Genomic DNA, 16171 nt, shown 5'->3' on the forward strand with positions numbered 1-16171 from the left:
GCCCCGGCGGGCCGGGGGGGCGGGGACGAGTCCCCCGCGGCGGGGGGGGGGGGGGGGGCGCCGCGGGGCGTCGCGGGCGCGGGCCGCGGCCCGGCGGGCGACCTCGATCAGCAGGGCGTCGGCGCCGCAGGTCAGGATGCGCATCGTGATCGTCTCCCGGGTACTCAGGCGAACGGTGCCAGCACGACGCCGGCGGCTCGCAGCGCGTCGCGCACGCGTCGCACCAGGTCCACCGCCCCCGGAGTGTCGCCGTGCACGCACAGCGACCGCGCCTGGACCCGCACGGGGGAGCCGGCGGCGCTGAGCACGGTCCCGTCCGTGGCCATCCGGACCGACCGGTCGACCACCGCGTCGGCGTCGTGCAGGACGGCGCCGGGCTCGCGCCGGGAGACCAGGGTGGCCGCCGGCGTGTAGGCGCGATCGGCGAAGGCCTCGCCGACGGCGACGAGCCCGGCCGCCGCGGCCTGGCGCAGCCAGGTCGAGCCCGGCAGGCCGAGGACCGGCAGCCCGGGGTCGTAGTCGCGCACCGCCTCGACCACCGCGGCGGCCTGCTCCTCGTCCGCGACGATCGTGTTGTACAGCGCTCCGTGTGGTTTGACGTACCGCACCCGGTCGCCGGCCGCGTGGGCGAAGGCGTCGAGCGCGCCGATCTGGTAGAGCACGTCGTCGCGCAGGTCGTCGGGCGCCATGTCGATGCGGCGCCGACCGAAGCCGGCCAGGTCGCGGTAGCTGACCTGGGCGCCGACGCGGACGCCCCGGGCGACGGCCCGCTCACAGACGCGCCGCATCGTCGCCGGATCCCCGGCGTGGAAGCCGCAGGCCACGTTCGCGCTGGTCACGAGGTCGAGCAGGGCGTCGTCCTCGGTGAGGCGCCACGCCCCGAAACCCTCACCGAGATCGGCGTTGAGATCCAGCGGACCCGGGGTGGACCGCCCGGCGTCCTGGTCCTCCCCGGCAGCGGCGGCTGGACTCGCAGGGGGACTGGGCACAGCTCCGGCGGCCATACCCACGATTGTTTCCCATTCCCGGCCCCGGGGCGTGGCCCCCGGGCGCCCGCGGCGCCCGGCGCGCCGCGGGCCCCGCTACGACGCGCGGGTCGAGGGCATGGGGGCGGACGGGAGGGGGCAGGTCGACGGGGGCGCGGTGGCCGTCCGGGAGCCCAGCCAGACGTCGGCGCCGCCGTCCGGGGCGGGGATCGTCATCCCGGACAGGGACTGCCCGACCTTGGCGGAGTCGCGGTAGACGGCGAGGGCCTTCAGGCCCTTGCGCCAGGCGGCGTAGAACACGGCTCCGACGTCGTCGACGGTGGCGTGCGCCGGGAGTCTGATCGTCTTGGAGATCGCGCCGGACAGGAACGGCTGCACGGCCGCCATCATCCGCACCTGCGCCATCGGGTCGACGGCGCGCGGTCCCAGCGCGCAGTCGAAGACCGCCTGGTGCTCGGGGCGCAGCCCGGGGGCGCCGACGACGTGGCCGTTCGCGGCGATGAAGCCGACGATCCGGGCCACCGCCGCCCGCGGGTATCCCAGCGCGCGCAGCGCCGAGGGCACGGTCGTGTTCACGCTGCGCATCGCCGAGCCCGTCGGGCTCTTTCTGATCTTCACCAGGGCGAGGTCCGGCTCCGTCCCCATCGTGGCGCAGTCCATGGCCAGCCCGGTGGTGGTCGTGGGTGAGATGAGGGTGAGGTGGGAGTTGCGCCAGCCATTCCGGTCGCCCAGGCGCAGCGCGCGGTGCCACTCCTGACCCGCGCGGGTCAGGATCTCTCCGTCGGCGAAGCTGCCGGTGGGCGGGCGGGTCGCGGCGTTCGCCGCGGCGTGGCGCTGCGCCACCCCGCGGTGCGCGGCGGCGTTCTCGGCGAATCCCGGGTAGGGCCCGAGCGCGCCGGCGATCTCGGCGGAACGCCGGTAGGCGGTCGCGGACAGCAGTGACGTGATCGCCGCGGCCGTGGCGCGGCCCTCGTCGCTGTCGTAGGCCTGCCCGGTGGCCATGAGCATCGCGCCGAGGTTGGTGTAGCCGACGCCGATCTGGCGGTACTCCTGGGTGGTCGCGAGGATCTCCGCCGTCGGCACGTCGGCGAAGGACAGGGAGATGTCCATCGCGAGAACGACGAGCTCGACCGCGGCGGCGAAGCCCGCGGTGTCGAACCGGCGGTCCCCGTCGAGAAAGCGCAGCAGGTTCAGCGACCCCACCGGACAGGAGGAGTTGTCCAGGTGCATGTACTCGCTGCAGGAGTTGCTCGCGCTGATCGGTCCGCCCGCCGGGCAGGTGTGCCAGGAGTTGATGGTGTCGTCGAAGTGCAGCCCGGGGTCGGCGCACTCCCAGGCGGCCCGGGCGATCATCCGGAACAGGGCGCGCGCCGGAATGCTCCGGGTCACCTGACCGTCGCCGCGGGCGCGCAGCTCGAAGGGACGGTCGGCGGCCACCGCCCGCATGAACTCGTCGGTGACCCGCACAGCGTTGTTGGCGTTCTGGAACTGCACCGAGTCGATGTCCCGACCACCGACCTCCATGTCGAACCCGGCGTTCTGCAACACCCGGATCTTGCGTTCCTCGCGGACCTTGCACTCGACGAACTCGGTGATGTCCGGATGGTCCACGTCGAGCACGACGATCTTGGCTGCCGGCCGGGGCGCCCCGCCGGCGCGGATGGCCCCCGCGGAGGCATCGGCGCCGCGCATGTAGCTCACCGGCCCGGGCGCCCGCCGGCCCGAGGGCAGCAGCTCGGACGACGACCGCAGCCGGGAGAGGTTCACCCCGGAGCCCGCGCCGCCACGGAACAGCAGCGCCTCCTCCCGGTACCAGTTCAGGACGGAGTCGAGGCTGTCGTCGGCGGCGAGGATGAAACACGAGGCAACCTGCTGCGGCGCGTCGGTGCCCACGTTGAACCAGACCGGACTGTTGAAACTGAAGGACTGGTGCAGCAACAGCCAGATCAGTTCGTGCTCGAAGATCTCGGCGTCCTCGGCCGTCGCGAAATAACCGTCCCGCAGGCCGGTCCGGGAATAGGGCGTCACCACCCGGGTGATGAGCTGGCGCAGCGACCATTCCCGGTCGGCGCTACCGAACGCACCGCGGAAGTACCTGCTCGCGACGATGGCCGCCGCCGCCGTCGACCAGTCGGCGGGGAACTCCACGCCGCGCTGGGCGAAGTTGGGTGTGCCGTCCCGCCAGTTCGTCAGCGACACGTCGCGGCGTTCCCACCGCACCTCGTCGAAGGGGTGGACGCCGGGCCGCGTGTGGGTCCGGGCGATCCGCAGGCCGCGGGCCGCCGCGGGCGCCGTCGCGCCGTGCGTCACGCGAGAGCCACCGTCGAGGTAGAGGAGCCACCGTCAGAGCAACCACAACCAGAGCAACCGCCGACGGGGTGGCGGGCGCCGGCGTCGGTGGGACCGGCCGGGCGAGGCGGCCGGCCGGGTCCGGCCTGCGGATCGAGCATCGCGCTCCTCGCAGTGGCAGGGCGGTACTGTCGCCAGCTGAGCTGGGTGGCGGCCGCAGTGGCGCCGAGGACCGGGCGATGGTCACACACACGACCGCATATCGGGCAGAGGATTGCCCTTTTCTGTGACCCGTGACACACCACACCTTATCCGCTTTGTGGCCGGCCCTCGCCACCGGCGGTCGACATAGCGATAATTGTCGCTGCGCGAGGAGAAGGCGGAGGGTGGATGACGGGTCGGGACCGGGCTGTGGCTGGTCGTGTCTGGCCGCGCCGGCATGCCGACGGCGGGCAGCCGGCGAACGCCGGCGATCCGGGCGCCGCGGCGCTGAGGTGCTCGGTCGATCTTTCTCCGGCCGCCGGCGACGCGGTCCGTCCGGGCCTGCCCGCCAGCGTGCCGACCGGCCCCCACCGGCACACCCGCGGCCCCGCCGACGCCCCGATCGTCGTGGTCGAGTACGCCGACTTCGAATGTCCCTACTGCGCGCGGACGGCGCCGGTCCTGCACGAGCTCGTCGATGTCTCCGACGGCGAGGTCAGGCTGGTGTTCCGGCACTTCCCGGTCTTCGACATCCATCCCTACGCGCTCACCGCCGCGCTGGCCGCGGAGGTCGCCGGCGCGCACGGCCAGTTCTGGGAGATGCACGACGTCCTGTTCACCCACCAGGACCGGCTCGGCGACAAGTTCCTGCGCGCCCACGCGGGCGCCCTCGGCATCGACGGCGACCTGGCAGTCGGCGAACCGGCCCAGCCGTACGGCGACGCGGTCGAGGCCGACTACGCGCGGGGCATCGAGCAGGGCGTGCGCGGCACCCCGACGCTGTTCATCGACGGATCGCCCTACCGGGGGCGGACCGAACTCGCCCCGCTGCGCAAGGCGGTCAGCATGTCACTTCACCGGCGCCGGCGCGCGCCATGGTCGCGGGGGTAGCCGGGGCGTCGGCTCGTCGGTCAGCGGCGAGCACAGCGGCATGCGTTCGCCGAGCACCCGCAGGATGACGGTGCCCGCGACGGCCGCGACGAGCGAGCCACCGATGATGCCGATCTTCGCCTGGTCGCGCAGGGCCTCGTCGGTGAACGCGAGCTCGGTGATGAACAGCGAGATCGTGAACCCGATCCCGGCCAGGGTCGCCGCCCCCAGCAGATGGCTGTAGCGGACCTGGCCGGGCAGCTGGCCGATCCCGGCGCGGATCGCCGCGACACCCGCCAGCGTGATCCCGCAGGCGTTGCCGACGAGCAGTGCCATCGCCACCCCGAGCGTCACCGGCGAGCTCGCCGCGTCGCGCAGAGTCGCGCCGCTGAGGGGCACGCCCGCGTTCGCCAGGCCGAACAGCGGGACGACCACGAACGCGCTGAACGGATGCAGCACCCGCTGCAGCCGCTCGTTCGCGGACACCGTCGCCTTCGCCGCCCCCACGGCGAGCGCGACCCGCGTGGCGCTGGACTCCTCGGTCAGCGCCCGCACGTAGACCGGGACCTCCTCGGCCTGGTCCGGGCGCGGCGGCACGGCGGGGATCAGCAGCCCGGTGAGCACCCCGGCGAGGGTGGCGTGCACACCGGAGGCGTGGATCGCGCCCCACAGGACGAGCGCCAGCAGGATGTAGGGCGGTAGCTGCCAGACGCCGAGCCAGCGCAGCGCCAGGAACGCGAGTACGACCACCGCCGCGACCACGAGCCCGACGGGGTGGACGCGGTCGGTGTAGAAGATCCCGACGACGCAGATCGCGCCGATGTCGTCGACGATCGCGAGGGTCAGCAGGAACAGCCGCAGCCGGTCGGGGCATTTCGGGCCGAACAGCGCGAGGATCCCGACGACGAACGCCGTGTCCGTGGACATCGGAATGCCCCAGCCGTTCGACGCCGGCCCCGACGGGTTACACAGCAGGTAGATCACCGCGGGCAGGGTCAGGCCGCCGAGCGCGCCCAGCGCCGGCACCGCGACCATGCGCCGGTCGCGCAGCTCGCCGGCGGTGAACTCGCGGCTGATCTCCAGCCCGACGACGGCGAAGAAGACCGCCATCGCCCCGTCGTTGACCCAGTGGTGCAGGCTGAGGTCCAGGCCGGCGTCGCCGACGCGGAGCTGCGCGGTGGTGTCCCAGAGCCGGTCGTAGCCGTCGGACCAGGGCGAGTTCGCCCAGACGAGGGCGGTGAGGGCGGCCAGCAGGAGCAGCACGGCGCCGCCCGCCTCGGTGACGAGGAACTCCCGCAGCGACGGAGCGACCTGCGGCAGGCGGATCCGCAGGCTGGGGCCGGGCCGGGGTGGGGCGGTCATCCGCCGAGCCCGTCGAGGTCGGCGTGCATTTCCCAGAGGAGGATCTCGGCCGGCGCCGTCGCGCGGACCCGCTGGCCGCCGCTGCTGGTGAGACGGGCGGCGTCGCCGGCGCGCAGTGGGCCCGCGCCCGTCAGCGTCACCTCGCCGACGGCGACGAAAAGATGCAGGTAGAGCGCCTGCGGAAGCTCGACGGCGGTCCCGGGACGAAGCCGGGCGGCGTGCAGCGCGGCGAAGCGGTTCGCGAGGCGCACGGCGCCGGTGTCTCGGTGGTGGGGCAGGCCGGAGGCGACGGGAACGAGGCCGCCGGTCAGCCGGTGCTCGTCGATCTCGGCCTGTTCGTAGCCGGGTTCGAGGCCGCGGGTGTCCGGCGCGACCCACATCTGGACGAAGCGGACCTCCTCGCCGTCGCCCGCCGCCGCGTTCTTCTCCGAATGCAGAATGCCGCGCCCGGCGCTCATCCGCTGGGCGAGACCCGGGTAGATCACGCCGTGGTTGCCGGTCGAGTCCTGGTGTGTCAGGGAGCCGCGCAGCACCCAGGTGACGATTTCCATGTCGCGGTGCGGATGGGTGTCGAAACCGCGTCCCGGCGCGACGATGTCGTCGTTGTGGACGAGGAGCACGCCGTGGTGGGTGTTGGCGGGGTCGTAGTGCCCGCCGAAGGAGAAGGAGTGGCGCGAGTCCAGCCAGTCCGTCCGGGTCGCGGCTCGGTCGGCGGCGCGCCGGATGTCCACGCCCGGGGCGCCGTCGGTCGGCGGCGAGCCGTGCATGTGGCCTCCCAGCCCAGGGGTGAGTACAACCGCGACCGGTGTTGTGGTGCGGGTCAGCGCCCGGGCGCGGTGCCCAGGCGCTCGCGCTCCCGGTAACGGCTCGCCCGGTACACGCCGAGGATGCGGTGGTCGGCGTAGAAGGACAGTTCCTCGAACGCGCGCGCGACGGCGGGATCCTCCGGGCTGCCCTCGACATCGGAGAGGAACTGGGTGGCGACGAACTCCCCGTTGACCATGTAGCTTTCCAGCTTCGTCATGTTGACGCCGTTCGTCGCGAACCCGCCGAGCGCCTTGTAGAGCGCGGCCGGCCGGTTGTGCACCTTGAACACGAACGTGGTGACGATCGGGCCGATCCCGGTGGCGGCGCGCAGGTTCTCGGTGGACAGGATGAGGAAGCGGGTGGTGTTGTGCTCCTCGTCCTCCAGGTCCGCCCGCAGCACCTGCAGCCCGTAGGCCTCGGCGGCCAGCCGCGAGGCGATCGCGGCCCGGCTTGGGTCGGCTGCCTCGGCGATCTCCCTCGCCGCGCCCGCGGTGTCGGCGGCGGGCACCGCGACCAGCCCGAGCGCGCGCAGCGCCGACCGGCACTGCGCCAGCGCCTGCGGGTGGCTGTGCACCGTCTTGACCTCGTCGAGGGTGGCGCCGGGCACGGCGAGCAGCTGATGGCGCACCGGCAGGAAGTACTCGCCGATGATGTGCACCGCCGGGCGCGGCAGCAGCAGGTGGATGTCGGCGACCCGGCCCGCCGTGGAGTTCTCCACCGGGAGCATCGCGAGGTCGACCGCGCCGTCCTCCAGCGCCGAGAAGCACTCGTCGAACGTCTGGTAGGGAACCGCCTCGAAATCCGGATAGACATCCCGGCAGGCGATGTGGGAGTTGGCTCCCGGCTCGCCCTGGAACGCGATTCTCTGCCGTGCGGTCATGGTTAGGACCGTACCGGGCCGCCGGACCCGGCGGTTCCGGGCGGGTCCGCGGGCAGCAGCCGGATGCCGGCGTGCAGCACCACCACGCCGCGGCGGCCCACGAGCACCGGGTCGAGCAGGACCTCGCCGATGCCCGGTATCTCCTCGGCGAGGCGGGCGACCCGGTGCAGGAGGTCGGCCAGCGCCGCGGTGTCGGCGGCGGGGGTGCCGGACCCGCCCACCAGCAGGACGCTGCCGCGGATCGAACGGATGAGCCCGTCCGCGTCCAGATCGGTCAGGGGCAGCGTGCGGGCCAGCGGATCGGCGATCAGGTCGGCCACGGCGCCGCCGAGGCGCAGCGACAGCAGCGCGCCGACGGCCGGATCGCGGCGCAGCCCGACCACCGTGGAGACCCCGGCCGGCGCCATCGGCTGCACCACCATGTCGCCGGGCCCCACCGCAGCGCGCACCGCGTGCCAGGCGGCGGCGAGCGCGGCCTCGTCCTCCCGGCCGAGCTGGACGGCGCCGACGTCGAGCCGGCTGCGGAACCGCTCGTCCGCGATCTTGAGCGCGACGGGCCAGCCCAGGGAGCGCGCCGCGGTCAGCGCCCCGGCCGGATCGGCGACCCGCACGCCGGGCCAGGCGCGCAGACCCACCCCGGCCAGCAGGGCGGCGACGACCGGCTCGGGCAGCCACGCGCCGTCGGCCGGGCAGCGTTCGACCAGCGCGCGGGCGCCGGCGAGATCGACGTCCGGCAGGGGCGGGATCCGCCCGCGGCCGCGGGCGCGCCAGGCCGCGTGGTCGGCCGCGCGGGACAGCGCGAGCGCCGCCGACTCCGGCGAGGAGTAGGACGGCACCGAGCCGCGCGCCGGGCGGCCGTCGGCGTCCGCCACCGTGAGCGCGGCCGGAATGCCGTCCCGACCGAGATAGCTGGCGAGGACCGGCAGGCCGGTGTCGGCCGCGACCGCGCGGATCGCCGCGCCGAGGCGGTTCTCCTGCGCGTGCGGCGTGACCAGCGCGAGGATCGCGTCGACCTCGCCGCTGGTCGCCACCGTGCGTAGCGTGGCGTCGAACAGGTCGGGGTCGGCGAGCGGGCCGAGATCGACGGGATTGGTGGCGTAGCGGTCGCCGACGAGCGCGGCAAGCGCCGCACAGGTCTCGGGGGACAGCGCGGGTACGTCGAGCGCGTAGGTGCGGCACGCGTCGGTCGCCAGCGTCGCCAGCGCGCTGCTCGTGCCGACGACGCCGACGCGGCGCCCGGCGGGCAGCGGCTGGTGGGCGAGAAGCTGCACGGCGTCGAAAAGCTGGTTCAGGGTGTCGACACGTACCACCCCGGCGCCGCCGAGCAGCGCGTCGACGCCGCCGTCGGGGCTGTCCTGACCGCTCTTCAACGCGACGACGGGTTTGCTCCGGCCGAGCTCGCGGGCTATTCGCGCGAACCGGCCGGGATTTCCGAGGCTTTGCAGGTGCAGCATGACGACGTCGGTCCGGGGATCCGACTGCCAGTATTCCAGCAGATCGTTCACGGAAATGTCGGAACGGTCCCCGGCGGACACGAACGTGGAGAATCCGACGGCGCGGCGGGTGGCGTCCGCGAGAAAACTTCCCGCCAGTGCGCCGGACTGGGTGAAAACGCCGACCCGGCCGGCGGGGGCGGCGCCGACGGCAAAGGTGGCATGCATCCGGACGGTCCGGTCGGTGTTGATGACGCCCATGGCGTTCGGACCGACCAGCCGCAGACCGCTGTCCCGCGCGATCCGGACGGTCTCGGCAAGCAGGGCGCGCCCCTCGTCGCCGCCGTCGGCGAACCCGGCCGACACGACGATGGCGGCGCCCACGCCGCAGGCCGCGCAGGCGCGCAGTACCCCGACGACGTCCCGCGCCGGCACCGCGATCACGGCCAGGTCGATCGCCGCGGGCACGTCGGCCACGTCGCGGTAGGCGTAGACGGAGGCGACGTGGCTGGCCGCCGCGTTGACGGGATACACCGTGCCGGTGAAGCCGTCGGCGAGCAGCCGCCGGAACACCTCGTGGCCGACCGTCCCAGGCTCGCGGCTGGCGCCGACCACCGCGACCACCCGGGGATGCAGCAGCCGCTCGATCCCGCGCCCGTCATCGCGCCGGTCGCGCCGCGCCTCGCGCAGCACCGGAGACTCATGGGGGAAACAGGCCACCGCACCACCCTCTGTACTCGACTCACCCGGCGGCTGCCGCCAGTCATGATCGGTTTTCACCGTAGTACCCGCTGGGACGGCCGCGTCGCCGTGTCCGCCATCAGCGGCGTCCACGGGACGCCCACCACCCGGCGCGCACGTCCGGCGCAGCCCCGTCGGACGTGCGCTGACCGCGTCCGCGGTGGTACGGACGGGATGATCGCAGACGACTTGGTGGCCAGCTTCAGGTGAAACGGAATTTCGGACTCAACCGAATGTTGTGGGTGGCCGGTGTCGGTGCGGTTGCTCCGGGATCCGCGCCGGTCGGGTGTGCGGGTGGTTGTCTGGTAGATGGGCAAACAGTGTCCGTCGAGGGGGATCGGTCCGGCACGGTGGCGCTGTGCGGACCGGTGGAGCGATGGGCTGATGGCAGGCGGGCACCACCCGCCGGCCCCGGGATTGCGCGCGCCGGCGGATCCGCCGGTGTTCACGCCCCTGTCGGCGCAGGACCCGCTGCGGATTGGGGACTATCCACTGCACGCCCGGATCGGTGTGGGCGGAATGGGCGCCGTCTACCTCGCGCACACCCCCGGCGGACGGCCGATCGCCGTGAAGATGGCCCGCCCGGAGATCGCCGCGGACCCGGAGTTCCGCCGGCGGTTCGCCGCCGAGGTGGTGATCGCGCGCCGCGTCCAGAGCCCTTACACCGCCCCGGTCGTCGACTGCGACCCGCACGCGCCCTGTCCGTGGCTCGCGACCGCCTACGTCGCCGCGCCGTCGCTCGCGGCCGTGCTCGCGCGCCTCGGCGCGCTGCCGCCCGAGACCGTTCTGGTGCTGGTGGCCGGGGTGGCCGAGGCGCTGCAGTCCATCCACCGGGTCGGCGTCGTGCATCGCGACCTCAAACCCGGCAACATCATCATCGCCGCCGACGGCCCGCGGGTGATCGACTTCGGGGTCGCCCGCGCCGTCGAGGCCGCCGCCGCGACGATGACCCAGGCCGGGGCCCGCATCGGCACGCCGGCGTTCATGTCTCCCGAGCAGGTGCGGGGCCAGCCGCCGGGACCCGCCGCGGACATCTTCGCGCTCGGCGCGAGCGCCTGGTTCGCGGCCGTCGGGGAACTGCCGTTCGGTTCCGACGCGGCGGTGTTCCACCGCATCGAGCACCAGCAGCCCGACTGGGACCGCTGCCCGCCGCCGGTCCGCGAGGTGCTGCGCCAGTGCCTGCGCAAGGATCCGGCCGACCGCCCGTCGCCCGGCGACCTCATCGACCTGTGCCAGGCGGCGCGTGGCGACCAGGCGCTGCACAGCGGAGCGGGCTGGCTGCCGCCGCCGGTCGTCGCCGAGATCGCCCGGTACCAGGTGCCCGCGCCGCGCCAGCCGGCGCGGCCCGGTGCATCGCCGCCGCCGGCGGCCGAGGACGGCGCGGTGCCGGCGGTCATGGCGAGTCCGGCGCAGGACGGGCCGACCTCGGCGGACCAGGGCCCCCGGTCGGTGCCCGCCGGCGGGCCGGCGCGCGGGCGGCGGTTCGGCCGGCGTGCGACGGTCCTCACCACGGCCGCGGTCCTCACCACGGCCGCGGTCGTCGCCCTGGCGGCTGTGATCGCCCTCGTCACGCTGCTGCCCGGGCGCACCGCCGCCGGCGGTGGCGTCGCCTCGGCGAAGGACGGCGAGAGCCGGGTGAGCGCGATCGGCCGCGGCCCGCTCGACAAGGGCGGCAGCGGCACGGGCGCGGACCTCGGCCAGCCGGGGACGTCGACGCTGCCGGCGACCGGGGATTTCCTCGGTCGGGCCGGTGGCCCACCGGGCCGGGCCGAACCGGTCGGTTCGGTGCCGGGTTCGTCACCGTCCGCTGCGGCCCCGCCCGCGGTGCCCGCGACCGTGGCCGCGCCGGGTCCCGGTGGCCCGGATCCCGGTGGCGCCGTCCCGCCGCCCGCCGCGCCACCCCGGACATCGCCGACACCGACGTCGAAGCCGAGTACGAGCTGTTCGGCGGCGTTCGGGCACGGCTTCAACGGTGAGGGCTCCGGGGTCATGAAGGTCGCCTCCCACCTGAAGAAGACGCCGTACGCCGCCTGCGCGGACGTCGCGAGCATCGCCAAGGCCGCGAAGGTCTACCTGTGGTGCAGCATCGTGAACGGTTACGACAACGTCTGGTGGTGGGTGCGGATCGCGGGCACCTCGACCGAAGGCTGGATGTCGGCGGACAACCTGCGGATCACCTACACCGACGAGGACGGCGACGGCCGCGTCCGGTCGTCTGGCTGCGACGGCAGCCATGTCGATCACTGAGGTGGGGTCACGGCCGATTTCATGTCTGGATGCAATGATCCCATTGCCCTGGGTAGCTACTGACGGCGACCTGGATATATGTGTGATGAAGGATACATTCGCTTTTGACCTTGACTTCCGGGGGGTGCAACGAGGTGGTGCACCCCGTAGCGATAGCCCAAAGGTGTGAACGTAGTTGACCGGCCGTTCCGGCCTGGCATGCCCGCACAGGGCGGGTCACCCGGGGCGCGGTCACCGGACCGGCACCCACGGATGGGACCGCTGATCCGCCCGGCGGCAGCCACTGTGGCCCAGGGAAGCGGTCCGGACGGACCGGCCCGGATGGGAAGGTGACGTGCAGAAGATCGATGACCGTTGGGTCATCTCCGCGGGTGACCTCGTGGACGTCGTCGAATGTGGGCACCGGGTCAGGCTCACCCACGCGCTGGCGGCCGGCCTGCTGACCGCCGACACCCCCGCCACCGGCGTCGAGGCCGACCTCACCGCCGCCACCGCCGACGCGGCCGGGCCGTCCGGCGAGCCCGGGCCGGCGGTGGCGCCGTCCCCGCTGCGGGTCACGCGACCGGACCGGACCGCCGTCCGCCACGGCGAGGCGCACGAGCGTCGGTGGCTGACCCACCTGCGCCGCCTGTTCGGGCTGGACGGCGTCGTGGAGATACCGCGGGCGGTGCCGACGGCCGACGGGCTGACCGCCGCGGCCGAGCAGACCCGGCGCGCCCTGGCCGCCGGCGTGCCGGTCGTCTACCAGGGCGTGCTGTTCGACGGCGGCGTCCAGGGACGTCCCGACTTCCTCATCGCCGCGCACCTCGACCCGCTCACCGGGGCCACGCGGGGCACCGCCCGTGCGGGCGACTACGAGCCCTACGACGCGAAGCTCGCCCGCCAGGCCCGCCCGGGCGCGGTGCTGCAGCTCGCCGCCTACGCGGTGGCGCTGCCGACGGCCGGCGTGCGCGCGCCGACGTTCATGCACCTGCTGCACCCCGCGCGCGACGCGGCCGCCGGCCCGGGCGGTCGCGACGGGCACCTGCCCGTTCCCGGCGTCGTGCGCACCTTCCGCGTCGACGACGTGGGTCCGCTGGTCGCCCACGCCCGCGCCCGGCTCGGCGCCCGGCTGACCGGGCCCGCAGCGCCTCCGGAAACGTCCTGGGCCGAACCTCGTCCGGAGTGCGCGAGCTGTGCCTTCGCCGAGCACTGCGCCCGCGGGCGAGCCGACGCGCGTGATCTGTCGCTGGTCGCGGGTCTGCGCGCCGACCAGCGCCGGATTCTGCGCGCAGCGGGCATCACCTCGGTCGAGGAACTCGCCGCCGCGACCGACGACGGCCGGCCCGCGGCGATGTCCGCGGTGGCGTTCTCGGGCCTGCGCCTGCAGGCGGAGCTACAGGCGGCGCAGGACGCGACGCGCAGCGCGGACGATCCGCTCGGGACCGTGAGCGTGCGGATGGTGGATCCGGGCGCGCTGGCGATGCTGCCGGCGGCGGATCACGCCGACATCTACTTCGACATGGAAGGTGATCCGTACGCATTGGACGCGGCGGGTCTGGAATATCTCTTTGGCGCGGTCACCCTGGCCCGGCCCCCGAACGGGCGCGCCGTCACCGGCGGGGACGAAACCCCGCCGCCACAGGCGGAACCGATGCCCGCGGCCGAGGACTTCCGCGCCTTCTGGGCCCATGACCGGGCCGGCGAGCGGCGCGCCTTCGAGGACTTCGTCGACTGGGCGACGGCCCGGCTGCGCGACCACCCCGGCGCGCACATCTATCACTACGCTCCGTATGAACCGAACGCGCTGCGGCGCCTGGCGGCCCGCCACGGCACCCGGGAGCGCGACATCGACGAGCTGCTCGCCGGCAACCGGCTCGTGGACCTGTACACCGTGGTCCGCCGCAGCCTGCGGATCTCCCAGCCGTCCTACTCGATCAAGTATCTGGAGCCGCTGTTCCACCCGGGCGCGCGCACGGCGGCGGTGACGAACGCCGCCGACAGCATCGTGGCGTACGAGTCCGTCCTGGAACACCGGGCGGCGGGGGAGACGTCCGAGGCCGAGGCGCTGCTCGCCGAGATCGCCGCGTACAACCGGGTGGACTGCGAGTCGACGCACCGGCTGCACCGCTGGCTGCTCGACCTGCGCCGGGCCGAAGGGGTGCCGGAGCGCGACGGCGGCGCCCCCGGCGCGGCACCGGACGCGGCCGACGGCAGCGGCGACCAGCGCCCCCTGGCCGGTGACGACGATCCGGACGCGACCGTCGACGCCCTGGTCGAGGGCCTGCCCGCCGACCCCGCCGAGTGGACGGTCGACCAGCGGACGCGGGCGCTGCTCGCCGCCGCGGTCGGTTACCACCGGCGGGAGAACAAGCCGGCGTGGTGGACGTACTTCGCGGCGTTGACCGCGGACCGGGCGACCCTGGAGGCGGCGGACGACTGCGCGGTGCCGACCTCGTGGCGGGTCGTCGAGGACTGGGACGAGCCCACCGGCCGGCGGCGGCGCAGCCGGCGGCTGCTGCGGGCCGAGGTCGACCCCGAGCGCCCGCATCCGTTCGACCAGAACGAGGCCGTGCGGGTGCTCTACCCGGCCCGACCCGGCGCGGTGGGCACGGCCGGGGACGCGGTCGTGGAGCGGGCCGCCCCGCACGCCCTGCTGCTGCGGGAGAACGCCCTGCCGGAGTCGGCGGCCCGCGCGCTGCCCACCGCGGTACTGCCGGGCGCACCGGTGCGCCCGGAGCCGAAGCCGACCGCGATCCGCCAGCTGGCCGGACGGACCGCCGCCGCGCTGCCCAGCCTGCCGGCCGAGGCCGCGATCGACCTGCTGCTGCGCCGTCCGCCCCGGCTGACGGGCGGGCGCGGCGCGCTGCCGGGGCGCCCGGCCGGCGGCGCGCAGGACGGCGCGGACGGCGGTGGGCAGGACAGTGCGGACGGCGGCGAGGACCAGGTGGCGGCGGTGCTCGCGGCGGTCAGCGCCCTGGACGGCTCGTATCTCGCCGTGCAGGGACCGCCCGGCGCGGGCAAGACCTACCTGGCGGGCCGCCTGATCCAGCATCTCGTGGGCCAGGGCTGGTCGGTGGGCGTCTGCTCCACCAGCCACAAGGCGATCGAGAACGCGATGACGGCGGCGACCGGCCGCCCGCCCGCGGCGGAGTCCGACGAGGCGGTGGCGTGGCGCCCGGCGGTGCCGGCGGCGAAGAAACTGCGCAGCGGCGCGCGGGCCGACCCGAAGGTTCGTCCTGCCTGGGACACCCCGCGTGACCTGCGGGCCCTGGCGGCGTGGCGGGAAAGCCACCCGGAGGGCCATCTCGTCGGCGACACCGCCTGGGCGTTCGCCAACCCGGCCCTGGCTGCGGTGCCGTTCGACGTCCTGATCATCGACGAGGCGGGTCAGTTCGCCCTCGCCGACACGCTCGCGGTGTCCGGAGCGGCCCGCAACCTGGTGCTGCTCGGCGATCCCCAGCAGCTTCCCCAGGTGGTCGCCGGGATCCACCCCGACGGTGCCGACGCGTCCGCGCTGTCCCATCTGCTCGGCGACGCCGAGGTCATCCCGCCGGAGTTCGGCTACTTCCTGGACCGGACCCGCCGGCTGCATCCCGCCGTGTGCGAGCCGGTGTCGGCGTTGTCCTACCGCGGCCGGCTGCGGGCCCATCCGGTCGCGGCGACCCGCGGGGTCGACGGCGTGCCGGCCGGGCTCTACCTGCACGACGTGGAGCACGAGGGCAACGGCACGCGAAGCGACGAGGAGGCGGCGGCCGTGTGCGCGGCGGTCCGGCGCCTCGTCGGGCGGACGCTGGCCGACGCGACCGGGAGCCGGCCGCTGACCGGGGCGGACGTGCTCGTCGTCGCGCCGTACAACCGGCAGGTCCGCGCGGTCGACCGGGCCCTGGCGGAGGGGGGTCTGACCGGTGTGCGGGTCGGCACCGTGGACCGCTTCCAGGGGCAGGAGGCGGCGGTGGTCGTCACGACCCTCACGACGTCGAGCGCCGCCGAGGCTCCCCGCGGGCTGGATTTCCTGCTTTCCCGTAACCGGTTGAACGTCGCGCTGTCCCGGGCCCAGGTGATCGCGGTACTGGTGATGTCGCCGGCGCTGCAGGACTCCTCGCCGCGCAGCGTCGCGGAGCTGCAGCTGCTCGCCGGGCTCGCCCGGCTGCGGGCGATGGCCCGACCGGCCCGGTTCGACGTGCCGGCGCCGCGGACCGGAGGTGCCGACGCGGTCACACTGCCGGTGTAGGAAGATCCTCGCTGGGGCGGCGGCGCCACACCGGCCGCGTTTCCCGGCCGCCGGGCATTCGGACGACGGTGCTGTTACGCGGGATCTGGCCGCACCCCTCGGCCGTTTTTCTTGCAGCGGCCGTTTGTGCACTTATTTGTGC

General features: G+C 74.4%; 9 protein-coding genes. 3 read left to right on the forward strand and 6 right to left on the reverse strand.

Annotated elements, in window-relative coordinates; translation table 11 throughout:
* Nucleotides 1-164: 164 nt before the first annotated feature.
* Entirely contained in the window at nt 165-1004 is an 840-nt protein-coding gene (locus MXD60_RS23490) for a LamB/YcsF family protein (RefSeq protein ID WP_248821513.1), read from the reverse strand.
* A 78-nt stretch (nt 1005-1082) separates the two neighbouring features.
* Entirely contained in the window at nt 1083-3296 is a 2214-nt protein-coding gene (locus MXD60_RS23495; RefSeq protein WP_248821514.1) for a vitamin B12-dependent ribonucleotide reductase, read from the reverse strand.
* A 369-nt stretch (nt 3297-3665) separates the two neighbouring features.
* Here MXD60_RS23495 and MXD60_RS23500 point away from each other — a divergent pair, with 369 nt between their 5' ends.
* A complete protein-coding gene (locus MXD60_RS23500) occupies nt 3666-4367 on the forward strand; it encodes a DsbA family protein (RefSeq protein WP_248821515.1) in 702 nt (233 codons plus the stop codon).
* Here the strand turns inward: MXD60_RS23500 and nhaA are convergent.
* Genes nhaA through MXD60_RS23520 form a run of 4 tightly spaced genes read right to left on the reverse strand, consistent with a single transcriptional unit; the run spans nt 4326 to nt 9521 of the window.
* The gene (nhaA, locus tag MXD60_RS23505) at nt 4326-5708 is read right to left on the reverse strand and encodes a Na+/H+ antiporter NhaA (RefSeq protein WP_248821516.1); all 1383 of its coding nucleotides are present in this window, start codon (nt 5706-5708) and stop codon (nt 4326-4328) included. The two genes, MXD60_RS23500 and nhaA, sit on opposite strands and share 42 nt — an antisense overlap.
* On the reverse strand, nt 5705-6475 hold the full coding sequence (locus MXD60_RS23510) for a pirin family protein (RefSeq protein ID WP_248821517.1): 771 nt from the start codon (nt 6473-6475) through the stop codon (nt 5705-5707). Before MXD60_RS23510 ends, nhaA begins: the two co-directional genes overlap by 4 nt.
* A gap of 53 nt (nt 6476-6528) precedes the next feature.
* Entirely contained in the window at nt 6529-7395 is an 867-nt protein-coding gene (locus tag MXD60_RS23515; RefSeq protein ID WP_248821518.1) for a prephenate dehydratase, read from the reverse strand.
* A 2-nt stretch (nt 7396-7397) separates the two neighbouring features.
* Nucleotides 7398-9521, reverse strand: coding sequence for an acetate--CoA ligase family protein (locus MXD60_RS23520; protein WP_248821519.1), 2124 nt, complete (start codon nt 9519-9521; stop codon nt 7398-7400).
* Between the two features lie 489 nt (nt 9522-10010).
* Here MXD60_RS23520 and MXD60_RS23525 point away from each other — a divergent pair, with 489 nt between their 5' ends.
* Nucleotides 10011-11816: a protein kinase domain-containing protein gene (locus tag MXD60_RS23525; RefSeq protein WP_248821520.1), complete on the forward strand. Its 1806-nt coding sequence runs from the start codon at nt 10011-10013 to the stop codon at nt 11814-11816.
* Between the two features lie 334 nt (nt 11817-12150).
* Complete coding sequence (locus MXD60_RS23530) at nt 12151-16029, forward strand: TM0106 family RecB-like putative nuclease (protein ID WP_248821521.1); 3879 nt, start codon at nt 12151-12153, stop codon at nt 16027-16029.
* The last annotated feature ends 142 nt before the right edge of the window (nt 16030-16171 follow it).

The organism is Frankia sp. AgB32, assembly GCF_023243045.1.
GTDB lineage: Bacteria > Actinomycetota > Actinomycetes > Frankiales > Frankiaceae > Frankia.